13 protein-coding genes and 1 pseudogene are annotated in these 15,741 nt (G+C 37.4%); 4 read left to right on the top strand and 10 right to left on the bottom strand.

The window, feature by feature from the left end; translation table 11 throughout:
• Positions 1–3: 3 nt before the first annotated feature.
• From rnc to pyk, 3 genes and pseudogenes are all read left to right on the top strand, one after another.
• Positions 4–738 (top strand): ribonuclease III, encoded by a 735-nt coding sequence (gene rnc / locus JM81_RS10825; protein ID WP_089261035.1) that lies wholly within the window; start codon positions 4–6, stop codon positions 736–738.
• 119 nt (positions 739–857) lie between these two features.
• Positions 858–1,319, top strand: a pseudogene (locus tag JM81_RS10820) (IPExxxVDY family protein); the annotation flags it as partial.
• A gap of 2 nt (positions 1,320–1,321) precedes the next feature.
• Positions 1,322–2,764 carry a pyruvate kinase gene (gene pyk, locus JM81_RS10815; protein ID WP_089261033.1) on the top strand — a complete coding sequence of 481 codons (1,443 nt, stop codon included), beginning with the start codon at positions 1,322–1,324 and terminating at the stop codon, positions 2,762–2,764.
• Between the two features lie 71 nt (positions 2,765–2,835).
• Here pyk and JM81_RS10810 read toward each other — a convergent pair whose 3' ends face one another.
• The 6 genes from JM81_RS10810 to dinB form a co-directional block, all read right to left on the bottom strand.
• The gene (locus JM81_RS10810; protein ID WP_144803278.1) at positions 2,836–3,360 is read right to left on the bottom strand and encodes a PAS domain-containing protein; all 525 of its coding nucleotides are present in this window, start codon (positions 3,358–3,360) and stop codon (positions 2,836–2,838) included.
• Between the two features lie 300 nt (positions 3,361–3,660).
• Positions 3,661–5,109: a TolC family protein gene (locus tag JM81_RS10805; protein WP_144803275.1), complete on the bottom strand. Its 1,449-nt coding sequence runs from the start codon at positions 5,107–5,109 to the stop codon at positions 3,661–3,663.
• A complete protein-coding gene (locus JM81_RS10800) occupies positions 5,102–8,344 on the bottom strand; it encodes an efflux RND transporter permease subunit (protein ID WP_144803272.1) in 3,243 nt (1,080 codons plus the stop codon). The genes JM81_RS10805 and JM81_RS10800 overlap by 8 nt, the downstream gene beginning before the upstream one ends.
• A gap of 16 nt (positions 8,345–8,360) precedes the next feature.
• Complete coding sequence (locus JM81_RS10795) at positions 8,361–9,446, bottom strand: efflux RND transporter periplasmic adaptor subunit (RefSeq protein ID WP_144803269.1); 1,086 nt, start codon at positions 9,444–9,446, stop codon at positions 8,361–8,363.
• A gap of 153 nt (positions 9,447–9,599) precedes the next feature.
• Positions 9,600–10,019 (bottom strand): hypothetical protein, encoded by a 420-nt coding sequence (locus JM81_RS10790; protein WP_144803267.1) that lies wholly within the window; start codon positions 10,017–10,019, stop codon positions 9,600–9,602.
• 108 nt (positions 10,020–10,127) lie between these two features.
• Complete coding sequence (dinB, locus tag JM81_RS10785) at positions 10,128–11,231, bottom strand: DNA polymerase IV (protein WP_144803264.1); 1,104 nt, start codon at positions 11,229–11,231, stop codon at positions 10,128–10,130.
• 52 nt (positions 11,232–11,283) lie between these two features.
• Here dinB and JM81_RS10780 point away from each other — a divergent pair, with 52 nt between their 5' ends.
• On the top strand, positions 11,284–11,754 hold the full coding sequence (locus JM81_RS10780; RefSeq protein WP_144803261.1) for a CYTH domain-containing protein: 471 nt from the start codon (positions 11,284–11,286) through the stop codon (positions 11,752–11,754).
• Between the two features lie 3 nt (positions 11,755–11,757).
• On the opposite strand, the gene JM81_RS10775 is transcribed toward JM81_RS10780, so the two are convergent.
• From JM81_RS10775 to JM81_RS10760, 4 genes are all read right to left on the bottom strand, one after another.
• Entirely contained in the window at positions 11,758–12,216 is a 459-nt protein-coding gene (locus JM81_RS10775) for a hypothetical protein (protein ID WP_144803259.1), read from the bottom strand.
• A gap of 51 nt (positions 12,217–12,267) precedes the next feature.
• Complete coding sequence (locus JM81_RS10770; RefSeq protein WP_089261025.1) at positions 12,268–12,663, bottom strand: hypothetical protein; 396 nt, start codon at positions 12,661–12,663, stop codon at positions 12,268–12,270.
• A 9-nt stretch (positions 12,664–12,672) separates the two neighbouring features.
• Entirely contained in the window at positions 12,673–13,692 is a 1,020-nt protein-coding gene (gene pheS, locus JM81_RS10765) for a phenylalanine--tRNA ligase subunit alpha (RefSeq protein ID WP_144803256.1), read from the bottom strand.
• Between the two features lie 70 nt (positions 13,693–13,762).
• On the bottom strand, positions 13,763–15,637 hold the full coding sequence (locus JM81_RS10760; protein WP_089261023.1) for a SulP family inorganic anion transporter: 1,875 nt from the start codon (positions 15,635–15,637) through the stop codon (positions 13,763–13,765).
• Between the last annotated feature and the right edge of the window lie 104 nt (positions 15,638–15,741).

Genomic DNA, 15,741 nt, shown 5'->3' with positions numbered 1-15,741 from the left:
TTTATGACCTTTCCAAAAAATTTATTTAATTCCCATTCTAAAGAGGATGGGGATTTTTTTTTGGGAATAACCAAAATACTGGGGTTTAAGCCTAAAACATTGTCCGTATATAAAAAGGCATTCTTACATAGGTCCATGAACAAGAAGGACGCTAATGGTAATGCAATGAATTATGAGCGGTTAGAGTTTTTGGGAGATTCTATGCTGGGAACCATTATATCCAAACATCTTTACAGTGAAGTCCCGGATGGGGATGAAGGGTATCTTACTAAAATGCGATCAAAGATCGTAAGCAGGGAACATCTTAATGAATTGGGGAAAGACCTTGGACTTATTAATTTTGTGGAAAGCAGAATTCCTAAATCGCATTTTGGACAAAATATTCATGGTAATGTCTTTGAGGCATTGGTAGGTGCCATTTATTTGGACAGGGGGTATAAGTATTGCGAAAAGTTCATTCAACATAGGGTTATTGGACCTTATGTGGATATTGAACAATTGGAAGGTAGGGTTATCAGCTATAAAAGTTTGGTCATTGAATGGTGTCAAAAAAAGAAAAAATCGTTTGATTTTGATGTTTACGAGGACACGGGCAATGACCCATTGAAACATTTTGCGGTAAAACTTTCAATAGGGGACAGCGTGGTGGCCAAAGCAAGGGCAACATCAAAAAAAAAGGCAGAGGAAAGAGCCGCAAAAAGAGCATTTTTTGCGCTACAGGATAAGATGGAAAATTAAAATGGTTACAGCGGTAACAAATGCTAACATTTTAATAACTTTTATACTATTTATATCAAAAAGGTACGCTAGGCTTTAAAGCTTTTAAGTTCTATATTTACCCCTTTTCCAAAAGTATGGCAGCTATTTATAAAATAAACGATGATTTCTATGATGAATCCTTTATTTTAATAGCTTTGCATACTACATTAGATGATTATGCCTTGGTATACGATTTAAATCAAAGTATAAAATCAAAATTTAAAAGAGCTAAAAAAAATTTTAACCTTGCTGAAAACAAATCGTTTCCAATTTTTGAATGGGAAGATGAATTTCATGACATGTATTGGGTGCTTGTTGCAAACCACAGTAGTGAACAAGAGGTAATTAGCAACAACGATTTATTTCAGAACGAATCAACATTTACAAAGCCAAGGCTAATACCGGAATATAAGGATGTGGATTATCTATTAAAGATAGAGACAGAGAAAGATTTCGATACCAATTCGTTGATTAAGAATATACTTATGCTGCCTAGGGTTATGGCCGCATATGAAATAAGTACAGAAAAACTAAAGTCAAAGAACAATTTAATATTTTAAAAATGCCAACTGTAAAAAAGACGAAAATTGTAGCCACATTAGGGCCTGCAACTAGCAAGAAAGAGGTACTCAGGAGCATGATCAATGCAGGAGTAGATGTCTTTAGAATAAATTTTTCCCATGCGGATTATGAAGATGTAAAGGAACGTGTAAAGATGATTCGTGAACTGAATGCGGAATTGGATACAAATACATCGATTTTGGCCGATTTACAAGGTCCAAAATTGCGTGTAGGAGTAATGGCCGGTGATGTAGTGGTAAGCCCAGGTGATGAAATTACCTTTGTTACGGGAACACCTTTTGAAGGTACTGCCAAACGTGTTTACATGAACTATAAGGAATTTCCTAGGGATGTTAAGGCTGGGGAGCGTATTCTTTTGGATGATGGTAAATTAATGTTTGAAGTGGTAAACACCAATGGTGAGGACGAAGTTTTGGCCAAAGTTATCCAAGGTGGCCCCCTAAAATCCAAAAAAGGTGTAAATCTACCTAACACCAATATTTCCTTACCGGCACTTACCAAAAAGGATATTAAGGATGCAGAATTTGCTATTGGTCTTGAAGTAGATTGGTTGGCTTTATCATTTGTACGTTTTAGTCAGGATTTAATTGATCTTCAGAATATCATTAACAAACATTCCGATCATAAAATTCCTATTATTGCCAAAATAGAAAAGCCAGAAGCCGTAGAAAATATAGACAAGATTGTTGCCTATTGTGACGGCTTAATGGTGGCCCGTGGAGATTTAGGTGTTGAGGTACCTGCACATGAAGTACCGCTAATTCAAAAGCAGTTGGTATTACGTGCCAAAAAAGCTAGAATACCGGTTATCATTGCCACGCAAATGATGGAAACCATGATTACCAGTCTAACACCTACTAGGGCAGAGGTCAATGATGTTGCCAATTCCGTTATGGATGGTGCAGATGCCGTTATGCTATCCGGGGAAACTTCCGTAGGTAATTATCCGGTACAGGTAATTGAGAAAATGTCAAGTATTTTACAGAGTGTAGAGGGATCGGAACTTATACATGTACCGCATGACCCACCGCACATTCGCACCAAAAGATTTATTACAAAATCCATTTGTTACCATGCGGCCTTAATGGCCAATGAAATTAAGGCAAAGGCTATTTCTACCTTGACCAATAGTGGGTATACCGCATTTCAAATTTCGGCATGGAGGCCAAGTGCGCACATTTTGGTGTTTACATCAAATAAAAGAATACTTTCCCAATTAAACTTACTTTGGGGGGTTAAAGCGTTTTACTATGATCGCTTTGTTTCTACGGATGATACTATTGATGACGTAAACAGAATTGCATTCAATAAAGGATTTTTGGAAGTAGGAGATATGTTGGTTAGTTTAGCTGCAATGCCAATAAAGGATAAGGGCATGGTAAATACCTTAAGGGTTACGGAAATAGAATCTGAAGATATTTAGTATTTAGAATATTGTATAAAAAAAAAGGGACCGTTGAAGAACGGTCCCTTTTTTATGTAGCTTACCCCTTGTTAAGCTACTTCTTTTTCAAAAGCAATAAAATTAACGACCTTTCCTTTGATGTTGAATATAGGAGCACCCTTAATACAACAATTATAGATAGAACCGTCTTTTCTGTAATTGACCACCGTAACCTCAAATGGTTGTTGCTCCTTAACAGCCTTTGATATTACCTTAAGAGGTGCCGTAGTGGTCAGTTTACCTTGAAACATTTTAGGAGATTTTCCAATAATTTCATCAGGATGATATTGGCTCATATCCCACATATTCCTAGTGGCAAAAACGATATTTAAATTAGTATCGGTAATAACAATTATATTCTTGTCCGTTTTTAGCTTTTTGTCAAGTACCTTGGTGTCAATAGACCAGGAATTTATTGAACTTAAGGACAATAGGGAATTCATGTCATCTTCAGCATTATTAATGGCTTCATAGTTTTTGCCATAAAAATCCCAAGAGATTACCGGCAAAATAGATTGTCTTAAACTTTTTCTGAATTTGACAATGGCATCATCATAATCTTTCAACTCGTTCATAAATGATATTTATGGTGATACATTAAATTTCTTTTCATAGCAATTTTTGTTAAAACTATAAAAACCGAAGGGCGATTAAAAATTTTGCCAATGGATTAACAAAAGTGTTTAACAATTGGAGTGTATTTTAGTTGCTTAACTGTTAAAAGTATCAACATAAAATTGTGTAAAGTGCTGAAAAATAGGTGTGTTTGCCGGTCTTAAATATACTTATCACCAAAGTTTTTTCTTTTTAGTATATATAAATAACGAAACAACTCCTTTAAAAAAAGGAGTTGTAATGTTCTTTTAATGTATGGACTAAAACCAACCACCTCCCAAAGCTTGGTACATTTGAACCCTTGCCATAAGTTGTTCTTTCTTGGTCTCAACAAGCTCCATTCTAGATTCCAATGCCTCACGTTGAGTAAACAATACTTCCGTATATTCAATTCTAGCAGATTGAAACAGCCGTGTAGACAAATCGATTGAAGCGGTTAAAGCTTCTACTTGGTTCTCTTTCAACATATAACGCTGCTTAAGATTTTCAATTTTTGAAAGCATATTTACAACTTCAATATATCCGCCTAAAACAGCTTTTTCATATTCATAGACTGCTTGTATTTGTTTAGAATTTGCGGTATTGTAATTTGCTTTAATGGCATTTCTATTGATCAATGGTCCTACAATATCTCCAACGGCGCTATAAATCAAAGATTCTGGGGTATGTGTCAGATATTTTGGTTTAAATGCCTGTAGCCCAACGCCGGCCTTTAATGTTATTGAAGGATAAAAATTTGCTCTAGCAACCTTTATATTCAATTTTGCCGCTTCCAGTTCAAATTCCGCTTGCCTAATATCCGGCCTATTTAAAAGCAACTGTGATGGTATACCGGCATCAATAGTATTTATTACTGTTGCTGTAAAATCATCGGAATTACGGGTAATATGCTGTGGTTGTCTACCTACCAAAAAATTCAGCTTATTTTCCATTTCAACAATTTCTTGTTGAACTTCAAATTTGTGACTTTTATTCTTGGCTACCTCGGCCTCAAATCTTTTTACCGCTAATTCGGTAGCTCTAGCTGCTTGCTTTTGTAGCCGGACCATAGTTAGGGCATTACCTTGTAATTCTAGATTTTGCTCAATGATTGCCAATTGATTATCCAATGCGATCAATTCGTAATAGGATTGGGCTATTTCCGCAATTAACCTGGTAACCATAAAGTTTTTGCCTTCAATAGTAGATAGGTATTCTAAGGTGGCGGCCTTTTTGGAATTGCGTAGTTTTTTCCAAACATCCAATTCCCAGGTAGCAAATAGACCGGCGGAGTAATCTGTTAAAGGCTCAGGAAATTCTTCGCCTTCCCTGATATCCAGGTTTTTTTCAACAGCACCGTTACGGGTATATTCGCCAACTTTTTCTACTTCAGCTCCGGCACCATAATTTATAAAAGGCAAATATTCTCCTTTTCTTGCTTTCACTTCGTTCTGGGCAACATCAATTTGTTGCATCATAATGCGCAACTCTTGGTTATTTGCCAAGGCGGTATCTATCAATGCAATAAGATGCTCATCTTCAAAGAAATGGCTCCATTTTAATTGAGCACTATTTAATGTATCTACGGGCAAACCATCAAAACTTGCAGGTAAATTTGTATTTGCCGATTTTAATTGCTTTGTGGGCGCACAAGAATAGAAGAGACCCATTAGTATTAAAAATAGCAATAGGATCTTACCATGCTTCATGGTATTGTTTATCTTAATCATTATCTTCTTTTTTGGTTAGTTTTTTAATCATTTGCTTTAGTTCGCGAAGCTTTTGGCGTGTTTTACTTTCACCTTCGCTTAGTCTCATAAACTCTTCCGATACGGGTTCGTCCGACTCCCCTTTAATAAGTCCACGACCATCTGCCATTTTTGCGAAAATGTAATACAGGCCAGGGATAATAAGTACACCTATTAATGTACCCATAAGCATACCGCCCATTGCCGACCCACCAATGGTTCTATTACCTATTGCCCCTGCGCCATGTGCAATAACCAAGGGAATTAGTCCAGCTATAAAAGCAAAGGAAGTCATTAGAATAGGTCTAAAACGCACCTTTGCACCTTCAATGGCGGCTTCTAGAATAGTGCTCCCCTGTCTTCTTTTTTGAACTGCGAATTCAACGATAAGCACGGCATTTTTGCCCAATAGGCCAACAAGCATAATGAGTCCGATTTGTGCATAAACATCATTTGCGAGTCCCATTGCCTTTAGCATAAAGAAAGACCCAAGAACACCTACCGGTAGTGATAGAATGATGGCGAACGGAAGTAGGAAGCTTTCATACTGGGCCGCCAAAACAAAGTATACGAAGATCAATACCACCATAAAAATGTAGAGCGATTCATTTCCTCTTTGCGCCTCATCATATGACAGACCTTCCCAAGCCACATCAAAGCCTCTAGGTAAGGTTTGCTCTGCAACTTCGTTAATAGCTTGTATAGCATCACCACTGGTATAACCGCTAGCAGGAAGCCCTCTTATAGAAGCGGAATTGTATAAATTATATCTGGTGATCTCATTTGGTCCCAGTCTCTTTTCCATGGACATAAAGGCGGAATATGGAACCATTTCTCCCTCTTCGTTCTTTACGAACAGTTTTTCTAGGTCAGATGGTAACGCCCTGTATTCAGGAGCAGCTTGGGTATACACCTTAAAAAATCTACCAAAACGAATAAAACCTTGTTCATAGGTACTACCAATTAATATATTCAGGTTTTCCATAGCTTTATCAATGGAAACCCCTTTTTGCATGGCAATCTTATTGTTGATTTTTAATTCATATTGGGGGTAATTGGCAGAGTAAAACGTAAAGAGTCCGGTAAGCTCATCCCGTTTAGACAACGCTTCCATAAAATCATTATTGATTTTTTCAAATTCGTGATAATCGGTTCCGTCCGTTTTATCTAAAAGACGCATGGAGAATCCGCCAGAAGATCCAAAACCGGGTACCGCAGGTGGTTCAAAGTATTCAATAACTGCACCTAGATCTTTGGTTTCTTCCTCTAGCTCTTCCATGATTTCATGAACGGAATGATGACGCTGGCTCCAGGGTTTAAGGTTGATCAATACCGTACCGGCATTTGATCCACGCCCTTCGGTCATGATTTCATAACCAGCCAATGAAGAGGCGGACTCCACACCTTCGGTCTCTTCGCAGATTTGCTGTAATTTATGGGCTACATCATTGGTACGTTCTAAGGTAGAACCCGGTGGTGTTTGTATAATGGCATAGATCATACCTTGATCCTCGTTTGGTATAAAACCAGCAGGTAAACTTTTGTTGGTGAAAAATATGGCGACACAAAAAGCACCCAGAATACCAAAGGTCAATACTCTTCTTGCAACAATTTTACTTAGGATGTTACCATACCTACCCGTAAGTTTTTCAAAACCTCTATTAAACCAATCAATGAATTTATCTACAATTGTTTTTTTACGTTGTTTGCCATGGTTGTTTTTAAGAATCATGGCACAGAGCACAGGTGTTAAGGTTAGGGCTACAATAGCCGATAGAATTATTGAGCCGGCCATGGTTATAGAAAACTGACGGTAGAAAACCCCAACAGGTCCCGTCATAAAAGCAATAGGAATGAACACCGAAACCATTACCAAAGTAATGGCTATTATGGCACCCCCTATTTCGTTAACTACTAATTTTACGGCTTCATAAGGTCCCACATGGGTTTCTTCCATTTTAGCATGTACGGCTTCAACCACTACTATAGCATCATCAACCACAATACCAATGGCCAGTACCAATGCAAAAAGGGTAATTAGGTTAATGGAGAGTCCAAATAACTGCATAATAAAAAATGCCCCGATCAAGGAAACGGGTACGGCAATAATGGGAATTAAGGTAGAGCGCCAATCGCCCAAAAAGAGAAATACAACTATGGCCACCAGAATAAAGGCATCTCGTAGTGTGTGTATTACTTGTTCTACGGATGCATTTAAAAAGTTGGAAACGTCATAACTAATTTTGTAATCCAGACCTGTGGGAAGGTCTTTTTTAAGCTCGTTCAACTTGGATTTTACTTCATCGATAACATCACTGGCATTACTACCAAAAGTTTGTTTCAATACTATAGATGCTGATGGTTTTCCATCTAGGTTAGAGTAGATATCAAAAAATTCGCTACCAAGCTCCACGTCTGCTACATCACCAAGCGTTAAGATTTCGCCTTCGGCATTTGCCTTAAGAATAATGTCTTTGTATTGTTGAGGTTCATCATACCTATCTTGGTACATGAGAACATATTCCAGGGACTGTGAGGTTTTGCCGGAACTTTGCCCAATTCTACCGGGGCGTGCCAAAATACTTTGCTCTTCCATAGCCTCAAGAATTTCTTCGGCAGAAATATTATAGGCACGCATACGATCAGGCTTTAACCATACGCGCATGGCAAACTTACGGCTACCTAAGATCTGTGCACTTGCAATACCATCTATTCGTTGAATTTCAGGAATCATTTTGGTGTATGCATAGTTGTATAGAAACAGCTCATGATCATCTGCATTGTCACTATACAGGTTTACGTACATAAGCATACTTGGCTGTACAGGAGTAATGATAACACCTTCACGTTGTACCAGTTCTGGTAATAATGGCATTACTTGATCCACCCTTGTTTTGACCCTCACAACTGCTTGGTCAGGGTCTGTGCCAGGCTCAAAGATGATACGGATGGTGCCTTCACCGGCACTTGTAGCATCAGAAGCAATATAGCGCATATCTTGTACACCATTAATTGCGGTTTCTAATGGAATAAGCGTTGATTTTACCAGTACGTCTGCACTAGAGCCCGGGTAGGCTATAAAGATATTGACCGTGGTGGGCGCAATATCCGGGAACTGTGAAATAGGTAATTGCTTTATGGAGAGCAACCCTACGAATACTATGATTACCGATATGACAATAGCCAATACCGGTCTTTTTATAAACTTACTGAACATGTTCTTTGTTTTTTGGTTATTCGGCGTAAACGGCCAATTTTGACATTACCTCGGTAGGTTCGGCAAATAGGGTTTCAATCTTTTCATTGTTTTTAACCATTCTGATACCGTCTACCAAAATTCTGTCTTTAAGTTGAAGACCTTTGTTGACTACAAATAGGTGAGGCAATTCAGCGGCAACCGAAATTTCGGTTTGGTGAACAACATTATCATTATCAAGAACAAAAACATAGCGTTTGTCCAATATCTCAAAAGTTGCTTTTTGTGGTATGATCAAAGCGTCATTGAAAGGAATGGTCATGAGTACGCTACCGGTTTCACCGTGTCTTAGAATCTGATCTGGGTTAGGGAAGGTGGCCCTAAAGGCAATGTTACCGGTTTCATTATTGAATTCACCTTCAATAGTTTCAACAATTCCCTTTTGGTTGAACCTTTTATTGTTGGCCATTAACAGTTGAACCTCTTTTTTAGAGTCTTTGTCCGTACTCATGATATAGTCTAGATACTCCGCCTCGGGTACATTGAAATAGACCCACATTTTAGAATTATCGGATAAGGTGGTAAGTAGTTCGCCCTCGTCTAAAAGGCTACCTTCCCTAACATGTAAATGGTCCATGATACCATCAAAAGGAGCTCGAATATTGGTAAAGCCTAAATGGGTCTGTGCAAGCGAAACTTCTGCGTTGGCCTTATCAAAATTAGCTTTTGCCATGGATAATTCGTTTTCAGAAACCACATTTCCATCAGCTAAAAGTTGGGTATTTTGTAGTTCTATTTCGGCAACTTTAGCCTCTGCCTTTGCTTTTTGTAAATCTGCTTCATAAATGTTGGGCATTATATTGAACATTTTTTGCCCTTTTTTCACTAACTGTCCTTCGTCTACATGAATTTCGTTCAAATATCCTTTTTCAAGGGCCCTAAGTTCAATGTGTTTAAATGAATGTATTTGACATACATAATCTTTGGTAATAGAAGTGTCTTTTTTAATTGGACTGGTTATTAAGAATTTGGTGTGCTCTTCTTTTTTTTCTTTTTTAGAATTACAGCTTGCCACAATGAACAAAGTGCATGCGGTAGCGATCAGGAGTACGCTCTTGGTCATAAGTATAATATTTAATTGATTGGAAAATAAAATGTGAATATGTGGAGACACGCACAATTCTTAAAGCAGAAGATGATTACATCTTAAAATTGGCTGCTGCTAAAAAAATGTAGACGTGTTTTGTGTCAAATAGAGATTTGACCTGGAGAAATTTTAAATACGAAATACCTGATATAGGACAAAGCGCCTATTTGCTATGGGTAGAAAAGTAAATAGCTTTTTTTGTGTGCTGCTATTTGTAAAATAGCTGAATAAGAATAAAACAGCTAATAAATAAAATGACGCAGAAGCTTGTTGGTGCGCTACATCTTTTTGATAGTGAGATTGTTTGCTCTCTTCTTCTTCAATTTCTATAGCCTCAATAGCCATTGCCTTATCTAGGTCGCCAAATGAGTTTTTAAGAACATTTTTGTGTAAAGCAACCGTTTCTTGGGTATTGGCTATCGCATTTTGAAATTGCTGAATGTGATGAAAAGAGGTATGCTCTATATTGTAGTTACCGTATAGAGGGCTGTATATACCGGTTAGTAGTATACAGATGGAAAGAAGGAATTTTAATAAACTCTTTTTCATTTAAGGAGCCAAAATTATTCTAGCCATAATTGCTGCACAACTAAAAGCCGTTAATTTTTGTTAACATTTACAATTATTGATCAAAAGGCTAAAAACGGGTGTAAATAATTAAAAATCAAACTTTAATTGCACTAAAATTGATTTATCGTCAGTTTTTTTCACCTTTTTATCATCTGTATTTAAGTTAGATAAAGAAATACCCAACAGTCTAACCGAATTCTGAAGCTCTTCTTGATAAAGTAACTCTTTGGCAGTCTCCAGGATCAAGGCTTTATCAGAAATAAAATAAGGTATGGTCTTGCTTCTGGTATTCAGGGTAAAATCACTGTATTTTATTTTGAGTGTTATGGTTTTTCCGGCAATGGTAGATTTTTTTAATCTTCGCTCCAATTCTTGCGCAATATGCTCTAACCTTTCCAGCATAAAAATTTCACTGCTGAGGTTTTCGTTGAATGTACGTTCCGCTCCAACAGATTTTGGTATGCGGTGCGGTTTAACTTCACTATTATGAATACCACGAACTACATGATAATAGTATGGTCCGCTTTTGCCAAAATTTTCGGCAAGAAATTCAATGGATTTTGATTTTAAGTCCTTGCCAATAAAAATGCCCAGCTTATACATTTTTTCTGCAGTAACCTTACCAACGCCATAAAACTTACGGATATCTAAATTTTCTAAAAACGGAATTACCTCTTCTGGATTAACCGTTTTTTGTCCGTTAGGTTTATTGATATCACTTGCTACTTTGGCTATAAATTTATTGATCGAAATTCCTGCGGATGCATTTAAACCTGTTTTTTCTAGAATACGTTGCCGAATTTCTGTGGCAAGCATAGTGGCAGAAGGGTTTCCTTTTTTATTTACGGTTACATCTAGGTATGCTTCATCAAGCGACAATGGTTCTACCAAATCTGTGTATTCAAAGAAAATGGCCCGTATTTGTTTTGAGATTTCCTTATAACGGTCAAACCGTGGTTTTACAAAAGTAAGGTGAGGGCAGTTTTTTCTAGCTTGAAATCCGCTCATCGCACTACGCACACCAAACTTACGGGCTTCATAATTAGCTGCCGATACCACGCCTCTTTTCTCACTGCCACCAACGGCCAAGGGTTTGCCCTTTAATTCTGGGTTGTCCAACTCTTCTACGGACGCATAAAATGCATCCATATCCACATGGATAATTTTTCGAAGAGGCATTTCATTGGGCATAAGCAAATTTAAGACTTATCTTAGTTTATGAATAGAAGAATTACCCATTCATATGATAGAAATAGAACGTAAGTTTTTGGTCAGTTCAGAAGATTATAAATCTGAAGCAAGATCTAAAACTAGAATAGTACAAGGCTTTTTAAATACAGACCCCAGCAGAACGGTTAGAATTAGAATAAAGGGAGATTTAGGCTTTATTACCGTAAAGGGGAAATCCAATGCTTCGGGCACATCCAGATTTGAATGGGAAAAGGAAATTTCTGTAGTAGATGCTGAAGAGTTATTGAAATTGTGTGAAAAAGGAGTACTTGAAAAATGCCGATATGACGTTCCTTTAGGTAATCATATATTTGAAGTGGATGAGTTTTTTGGGGATAATGAGGGTTTAACCATTGCAGAGGTAGAACTGGAATCGGAAAACGAATCATTTAAAAAACCCAGTTGGTTGGGTGAAGAGGTAACGGGCATGATTAAATATTATAATTCCCAATTGAGTAAAAACCCTTTTAAGAAATGGGATTAAAGGTTATTTAACAACACTTATCTTTTCAAAACCATTGTCCATTTGTATTATGTTTTTCTGTTTTTGATTATAACTAACCTTCTCTATAATAGGAAGGGCGGTACAACATTGATTTATGTTTGTTGTAGGTTCAACCGTTGTCAAGACCAAGGTATCGGTTTCGTTTGGGTGTAGCTTTATGGAATAGCTGGTTTCCCCAATAGCACCAACGATTATGAAAGTTACTAGTTTGGTAGAATCCAGCGGAATTAACTCTAAACGAGTTCCATCAGTTGTAATTTCAATTGTATCTAGTTTATAGGTTTCGTTGGTAATTAAATTAGTTCCTTCTTCATCCAGAAATTCAATGGAAAATAATTGTTCGGTAGCACAATCAATTACGGTACAATCTAATCCGTCATCAATTTTACAGTTATATAGGAAAGCTAAAAGAAATAGGGAAACGAATAATTTAAAGCTCATATTCTTTTTCTCTAAGACGTGTAAACAAAAAATGGTTGCTTTGGAAAAGTACTATTTTGCAAGAACTCCCTCTTTTTCAATAAGGGGTATGGTTACCAAATTTTGAATGTTTACGGTATTCTTCTCAAAAATGAACTTTCTTTCAAATAATTTTTGGTCAGCAAAATAGGTTACATAAAACTCGTTGTGCAAGCCTAGTACGTCTTCCTGCACTACTTCTATTTTTTTATAGGATTTGGCATGGACCACATCTACGGCATGTCTCATGATAGAAGTTTTACGATCACCATCATATCCTTTAGAAACGACCATTGTCATTTCTATGGCATTGGGGCGGTCATTAATAATGTAGGCATTCCAATCCTTATCCAAAAATTCATCGTTCCATTCATGGACAATGGCTATATATACATCTTTGGAAATAGGTATTTCAATATCTTTTTTCACCAAGGAATTTTATAGGGTACTTTTAAACTGCTCTAGAAAACGAAGGTCGTTCTCGCTCAATAAACGTATATCTGAAATTTGATGCAGTAAAAGTGCAATACGGTCAATACCCATCCCAAAGGCAAATCCGGAATATATATCTGGGTCTATACCACAGTTCTTAAGCACGTTGGGGTCTACCATACCACAGCCCATAATCTCTAACCAACCGGTACCTTTTGTCATTTTATAATCCGTTTCAGTTTCCAGTCCCCAATAAACATCTACTTCTGCACTTGGTTCGGTAAAAGGAAAATAAGAAGGTCTAAGTCTAATTTTGGATTTCCCAAAAAGTTCTGTCGTAAAATATTGTAGTGTTTGTTTTAAATCTGCAAAAGAAACATCCTTGTCAATATAAAGCCCTTCTACTTGATGAAAGAAACAGTGAGATCTAGCGGAAATAGCCTCGTTCCTATAAACTCTACCAGGTGATATGGTTCTTATGGGAGGTTGGTTGTTTTCCATGTAGCGTACTTGTACCGATGAGGTATGGGTACGCAACAATATATCTGGATCTGTTTGAACAAAGAAAGTATCCTGCATATCTCTTGCCGGATGGTATTCTGGTAGGTTTAATGCGGTAAAATTATGCCAGTCGTCCTCTATTTCCGGACCTTCTGATACATTGAAACCTATTCTGGAAAAAACATCTATGATTTTATTTTTTACAATAGAAATAGGGTGGCGAGAACCAAGTTCAATAGGATTACCCGGTCTGGTTAAATCCCCATACACTTGCTCGTTAATAGTTACACTTTCTAAAACCTCTTTTAAAGATTCAAATTTTTCTGTAGCAGCTTGCTTTAATTCGTTTATCGTTTGGCCAAATTCTTTTTTTTGTTCGTTCGGCACATTTTTGAACTCAGCAAAGAAGTCATTTAAAATTCCTTTTTTACCTAAATATTTAATTCTAAACGTTTCTACAGCTTCTAAATTATCGGCTGTAAACGAGTTAACTTCAGCAATCTGTTCCTTTATCTTATCAATCATACATGTTGATTAAAGACGCAAATTTAAAACTTTTAAAAAAGGTAGAATATGTTTTTCTGCCTTTTGATGGTTACATTGACGGTATTTTGTCCTTAACGTTCTCTTTGACCCAAACCAGACATTCCTTAAAATTATCAAATATATGTTCCTCTGGAATTAAATCAGGAATGACGCCAACACGTTCCATCATATACCTTGGTTGTTTTAGGACATCAACAAATAATATGGTAATCCCAGACTTTTTAAGGCTGATAAGTACATCTTCCAAAGTATAAAGCCCGGATTGATCCATATATTGCATTCTTCCCATCCTAATGATTACTGTAGATGCCGTTCGTGGAATTTGATCTGCCATTTGCTGGAAATCACTGGTAGACCCAAAGAATAGTGGTCCTTTTAAATGTTTAATAAAAACCTCTTCCTGTAAATTTTTGGGAAACCCTGCTTCGTCTGGCCAATTCACTTCCTTTTCCAACGTTTTGACATCTGACCGTTCCGCGGTCAAATCTCCCATTTTTTTCATGAACATTAAAGATGCGATCACTAAACCAATACCGACTGCATAAACCAAGTTCCATACTGATGAAAGTACCAATACCACTAACATGATCACCACTTCTGAACTAAATTTAAAAGGACCCAAACTCATATCTTTGGGAAGGCTGGGTATGGCCTTTAAGCCTTTATAATCCATTACACCTATACCAACTGTTACCAATATTCCCGCTAGTACGGCCGCAGGAATCTGTGAAGCAACCGGACCTAAAGCTAGAAGAATTATCAACAGTAGAACTCCGGCTACCATTCCGGATAATTTGGTTTTTCCGCCTGCATTGATATTGACTACGGTTCTAATGGTTGCACCGGCACCTGGTATACCACCAAAAACTGCGGCAATACTGTTCCCTATACCTTGACCCACAAGTTCTTTGTTTGGTTGGTGCTTTGTCTTTGTCATATTATCCGCAACTACAGAAGTTAAAAGGGAATCTATGGCACCTAAAAGTGCTAGGGTCAATGCCGTAAATATGTATGGTGTAACAGATGAAAGTTCAAATTGGGTAAATATACCAAGGTTTGGAATCGGGAAACCACTGGGTATCTGCTCTATGGGCCTATAGTCCAGGCCCAAACCATAGGCCACCCCAGAAACTACCACCAAAGCCACTAGTGCACTTGGTATAGTTGTCGTAATGCGTTTAAATCCATAAATGATGATAATGGTAGAAAGTGCCAAGATCAATTCTAACCAATTTATATTTTTCAAGGCCCTTGGCATTACTTTAATTGCACCGATTACTCCAGAAGCTTCGGATTTTGCCAAAGTTTGGGCTTCTTTGAGCATGTCCTCATCGGTAATATGCTCGGCACGTGCTATGGTTTCCTTAAAATTTTCAAGAACCAAAATACCTTCGCCCGCTTCTTCCTTTAAAATATTGTCAAGGATGATTTCTTCGGCAATGGGTTTGTATTGTGCTACAAATTCGGAATCTTCCTTAGGGTAGTACCCTATGGCAGGTAAAATTTGGGTAACCAAGATTATGACACCAATTGCCGTCATAAAGCCGGATACTACAGGATAGGGTATGTAACGTATATATTTACCAATTCCCAATAGTCCCAGACCTATTTGCATAAGTCCGGCAAGTAGAAAGACAATTAATATGGCGGGCAGGGCTTTTTCTAAGCTACCATCGTTAATGGCAACGATACCGGCAATGACGACCATACTAACTGCTGTCATGGGAGCGGTAGGTCCTGAAATTTGGGTATTGGTACCTCCAAATAGTGCAGCAAAAAAGCTAATGAAAATTGCTCCGTACAGACCGGCACTGGGACCCATTCCGGAACTTACACCAAATGCCAATGCCAATGGCAATGCTACGATTCCAGCGGTGATACCGCCAAATAAATCTCCCTTAAAATTTGAAAACAGATTCTTCATATATTTTAATTACATTTTAATGAAATAGCATCAAATTTGTTAGAAGTGATTCTTGCTTCTTAGTGAAAGTTAAATTACAAAATTCCAGTAGTAAACAGTGGTGT

The organism is Maribacter sp. MAR_2009_72, from assembly GCF_007827235.1.
Classification (GTDB): Bacteria; Bacteroidota; Bacteroidia; order Flavobacteriales; family Flavobacteriaceae; genus Maribacter; species Maribacter sedimenticola.
The sequence above is the reverse complement of the archived record's forward strand: the minus strand, read 5'-3'. Positions and strand labels throughout refer to the sequence as shown.

Coding starts and splice junctions, on each gene's coding strand:
- rnc (WP_089261035.1), top strand. CDS start 4: ATGACCTTTCCAAAAAATTTATTTAATTCCCATTCTAAAGAGGATGGG.
- pyk (WP_089261033.1), top strand. CDS start 1,322: ATGCCAACTGTAAAAAAGACGAAAATTGTAGCCACATTAGGGCCTGCA.
- JM81_RS10810 (WP_144803278.1), bottom strand. CDS start 3,360: ATGAACGAGTTGAAAGATTATGATGATGCCATTGTCAAATTCAGAAAA.
- JM81_RS10805 (WP_144803275.1), bottom strand. CDS start 5,109: ATGATTAAGATAAACAATACCATGAAGCATGGTAAGATCCTATTGCTA.
- JM81_RS10800 (WP_144803272.1), bottom strand. CDS start 8,344: ATGTTCAGTAAGTTTATAAAAAGACCGGTATTGGCTATTGTCATATCG.
- JM81_RS10795 (WP_144803269.1), bottom strand. CDS start 9,446: ATGACCAAGAGCGTACTCCTGATCGCTACCGCATGCACTTTGTTCATT.
- JM81_RS10790 (WP_144803267.1), bottom strand. CDS start 10,019: ATGAAAAAGAGTTTATTAAAATTCCTTCTTTCCATCTGTATACTACTA.
- dinB (WP_144803264.1), bottom strand. CDS start 11,231: ATGCCCAATGAAATGCCTCTTCGAAAAATTATCCATGTGGATATGGAT.
- JM81_RS10780 (WP_144803261.1), top strand. CDS start 11,284: ATGATAGAAATAGAACGTAAGTTTTTGGTCAGTTCAGAAGATTATAAA.
- JM81_RS10775 (WP_144803259.1), bottom strand. CDS start 12,216: ATGAGCTTTAAATTATTCGTTTCCCTATTTCTTTTAGCTTTCCTATAT.
- pheS (WP_144803256.1), bottom strand. CDS start 13,692: ATGATTGATAAGATAAAGGAACAGATTGCTGAAGTTAACTCGTTTACA.
- JM81_RS10760 (WP_089261023.1), bottom strand. CDS start 15,637: ATGAAGAATCTGTTTTCAAATTTTAAGGGAGATTTATTTGGCGGTATC.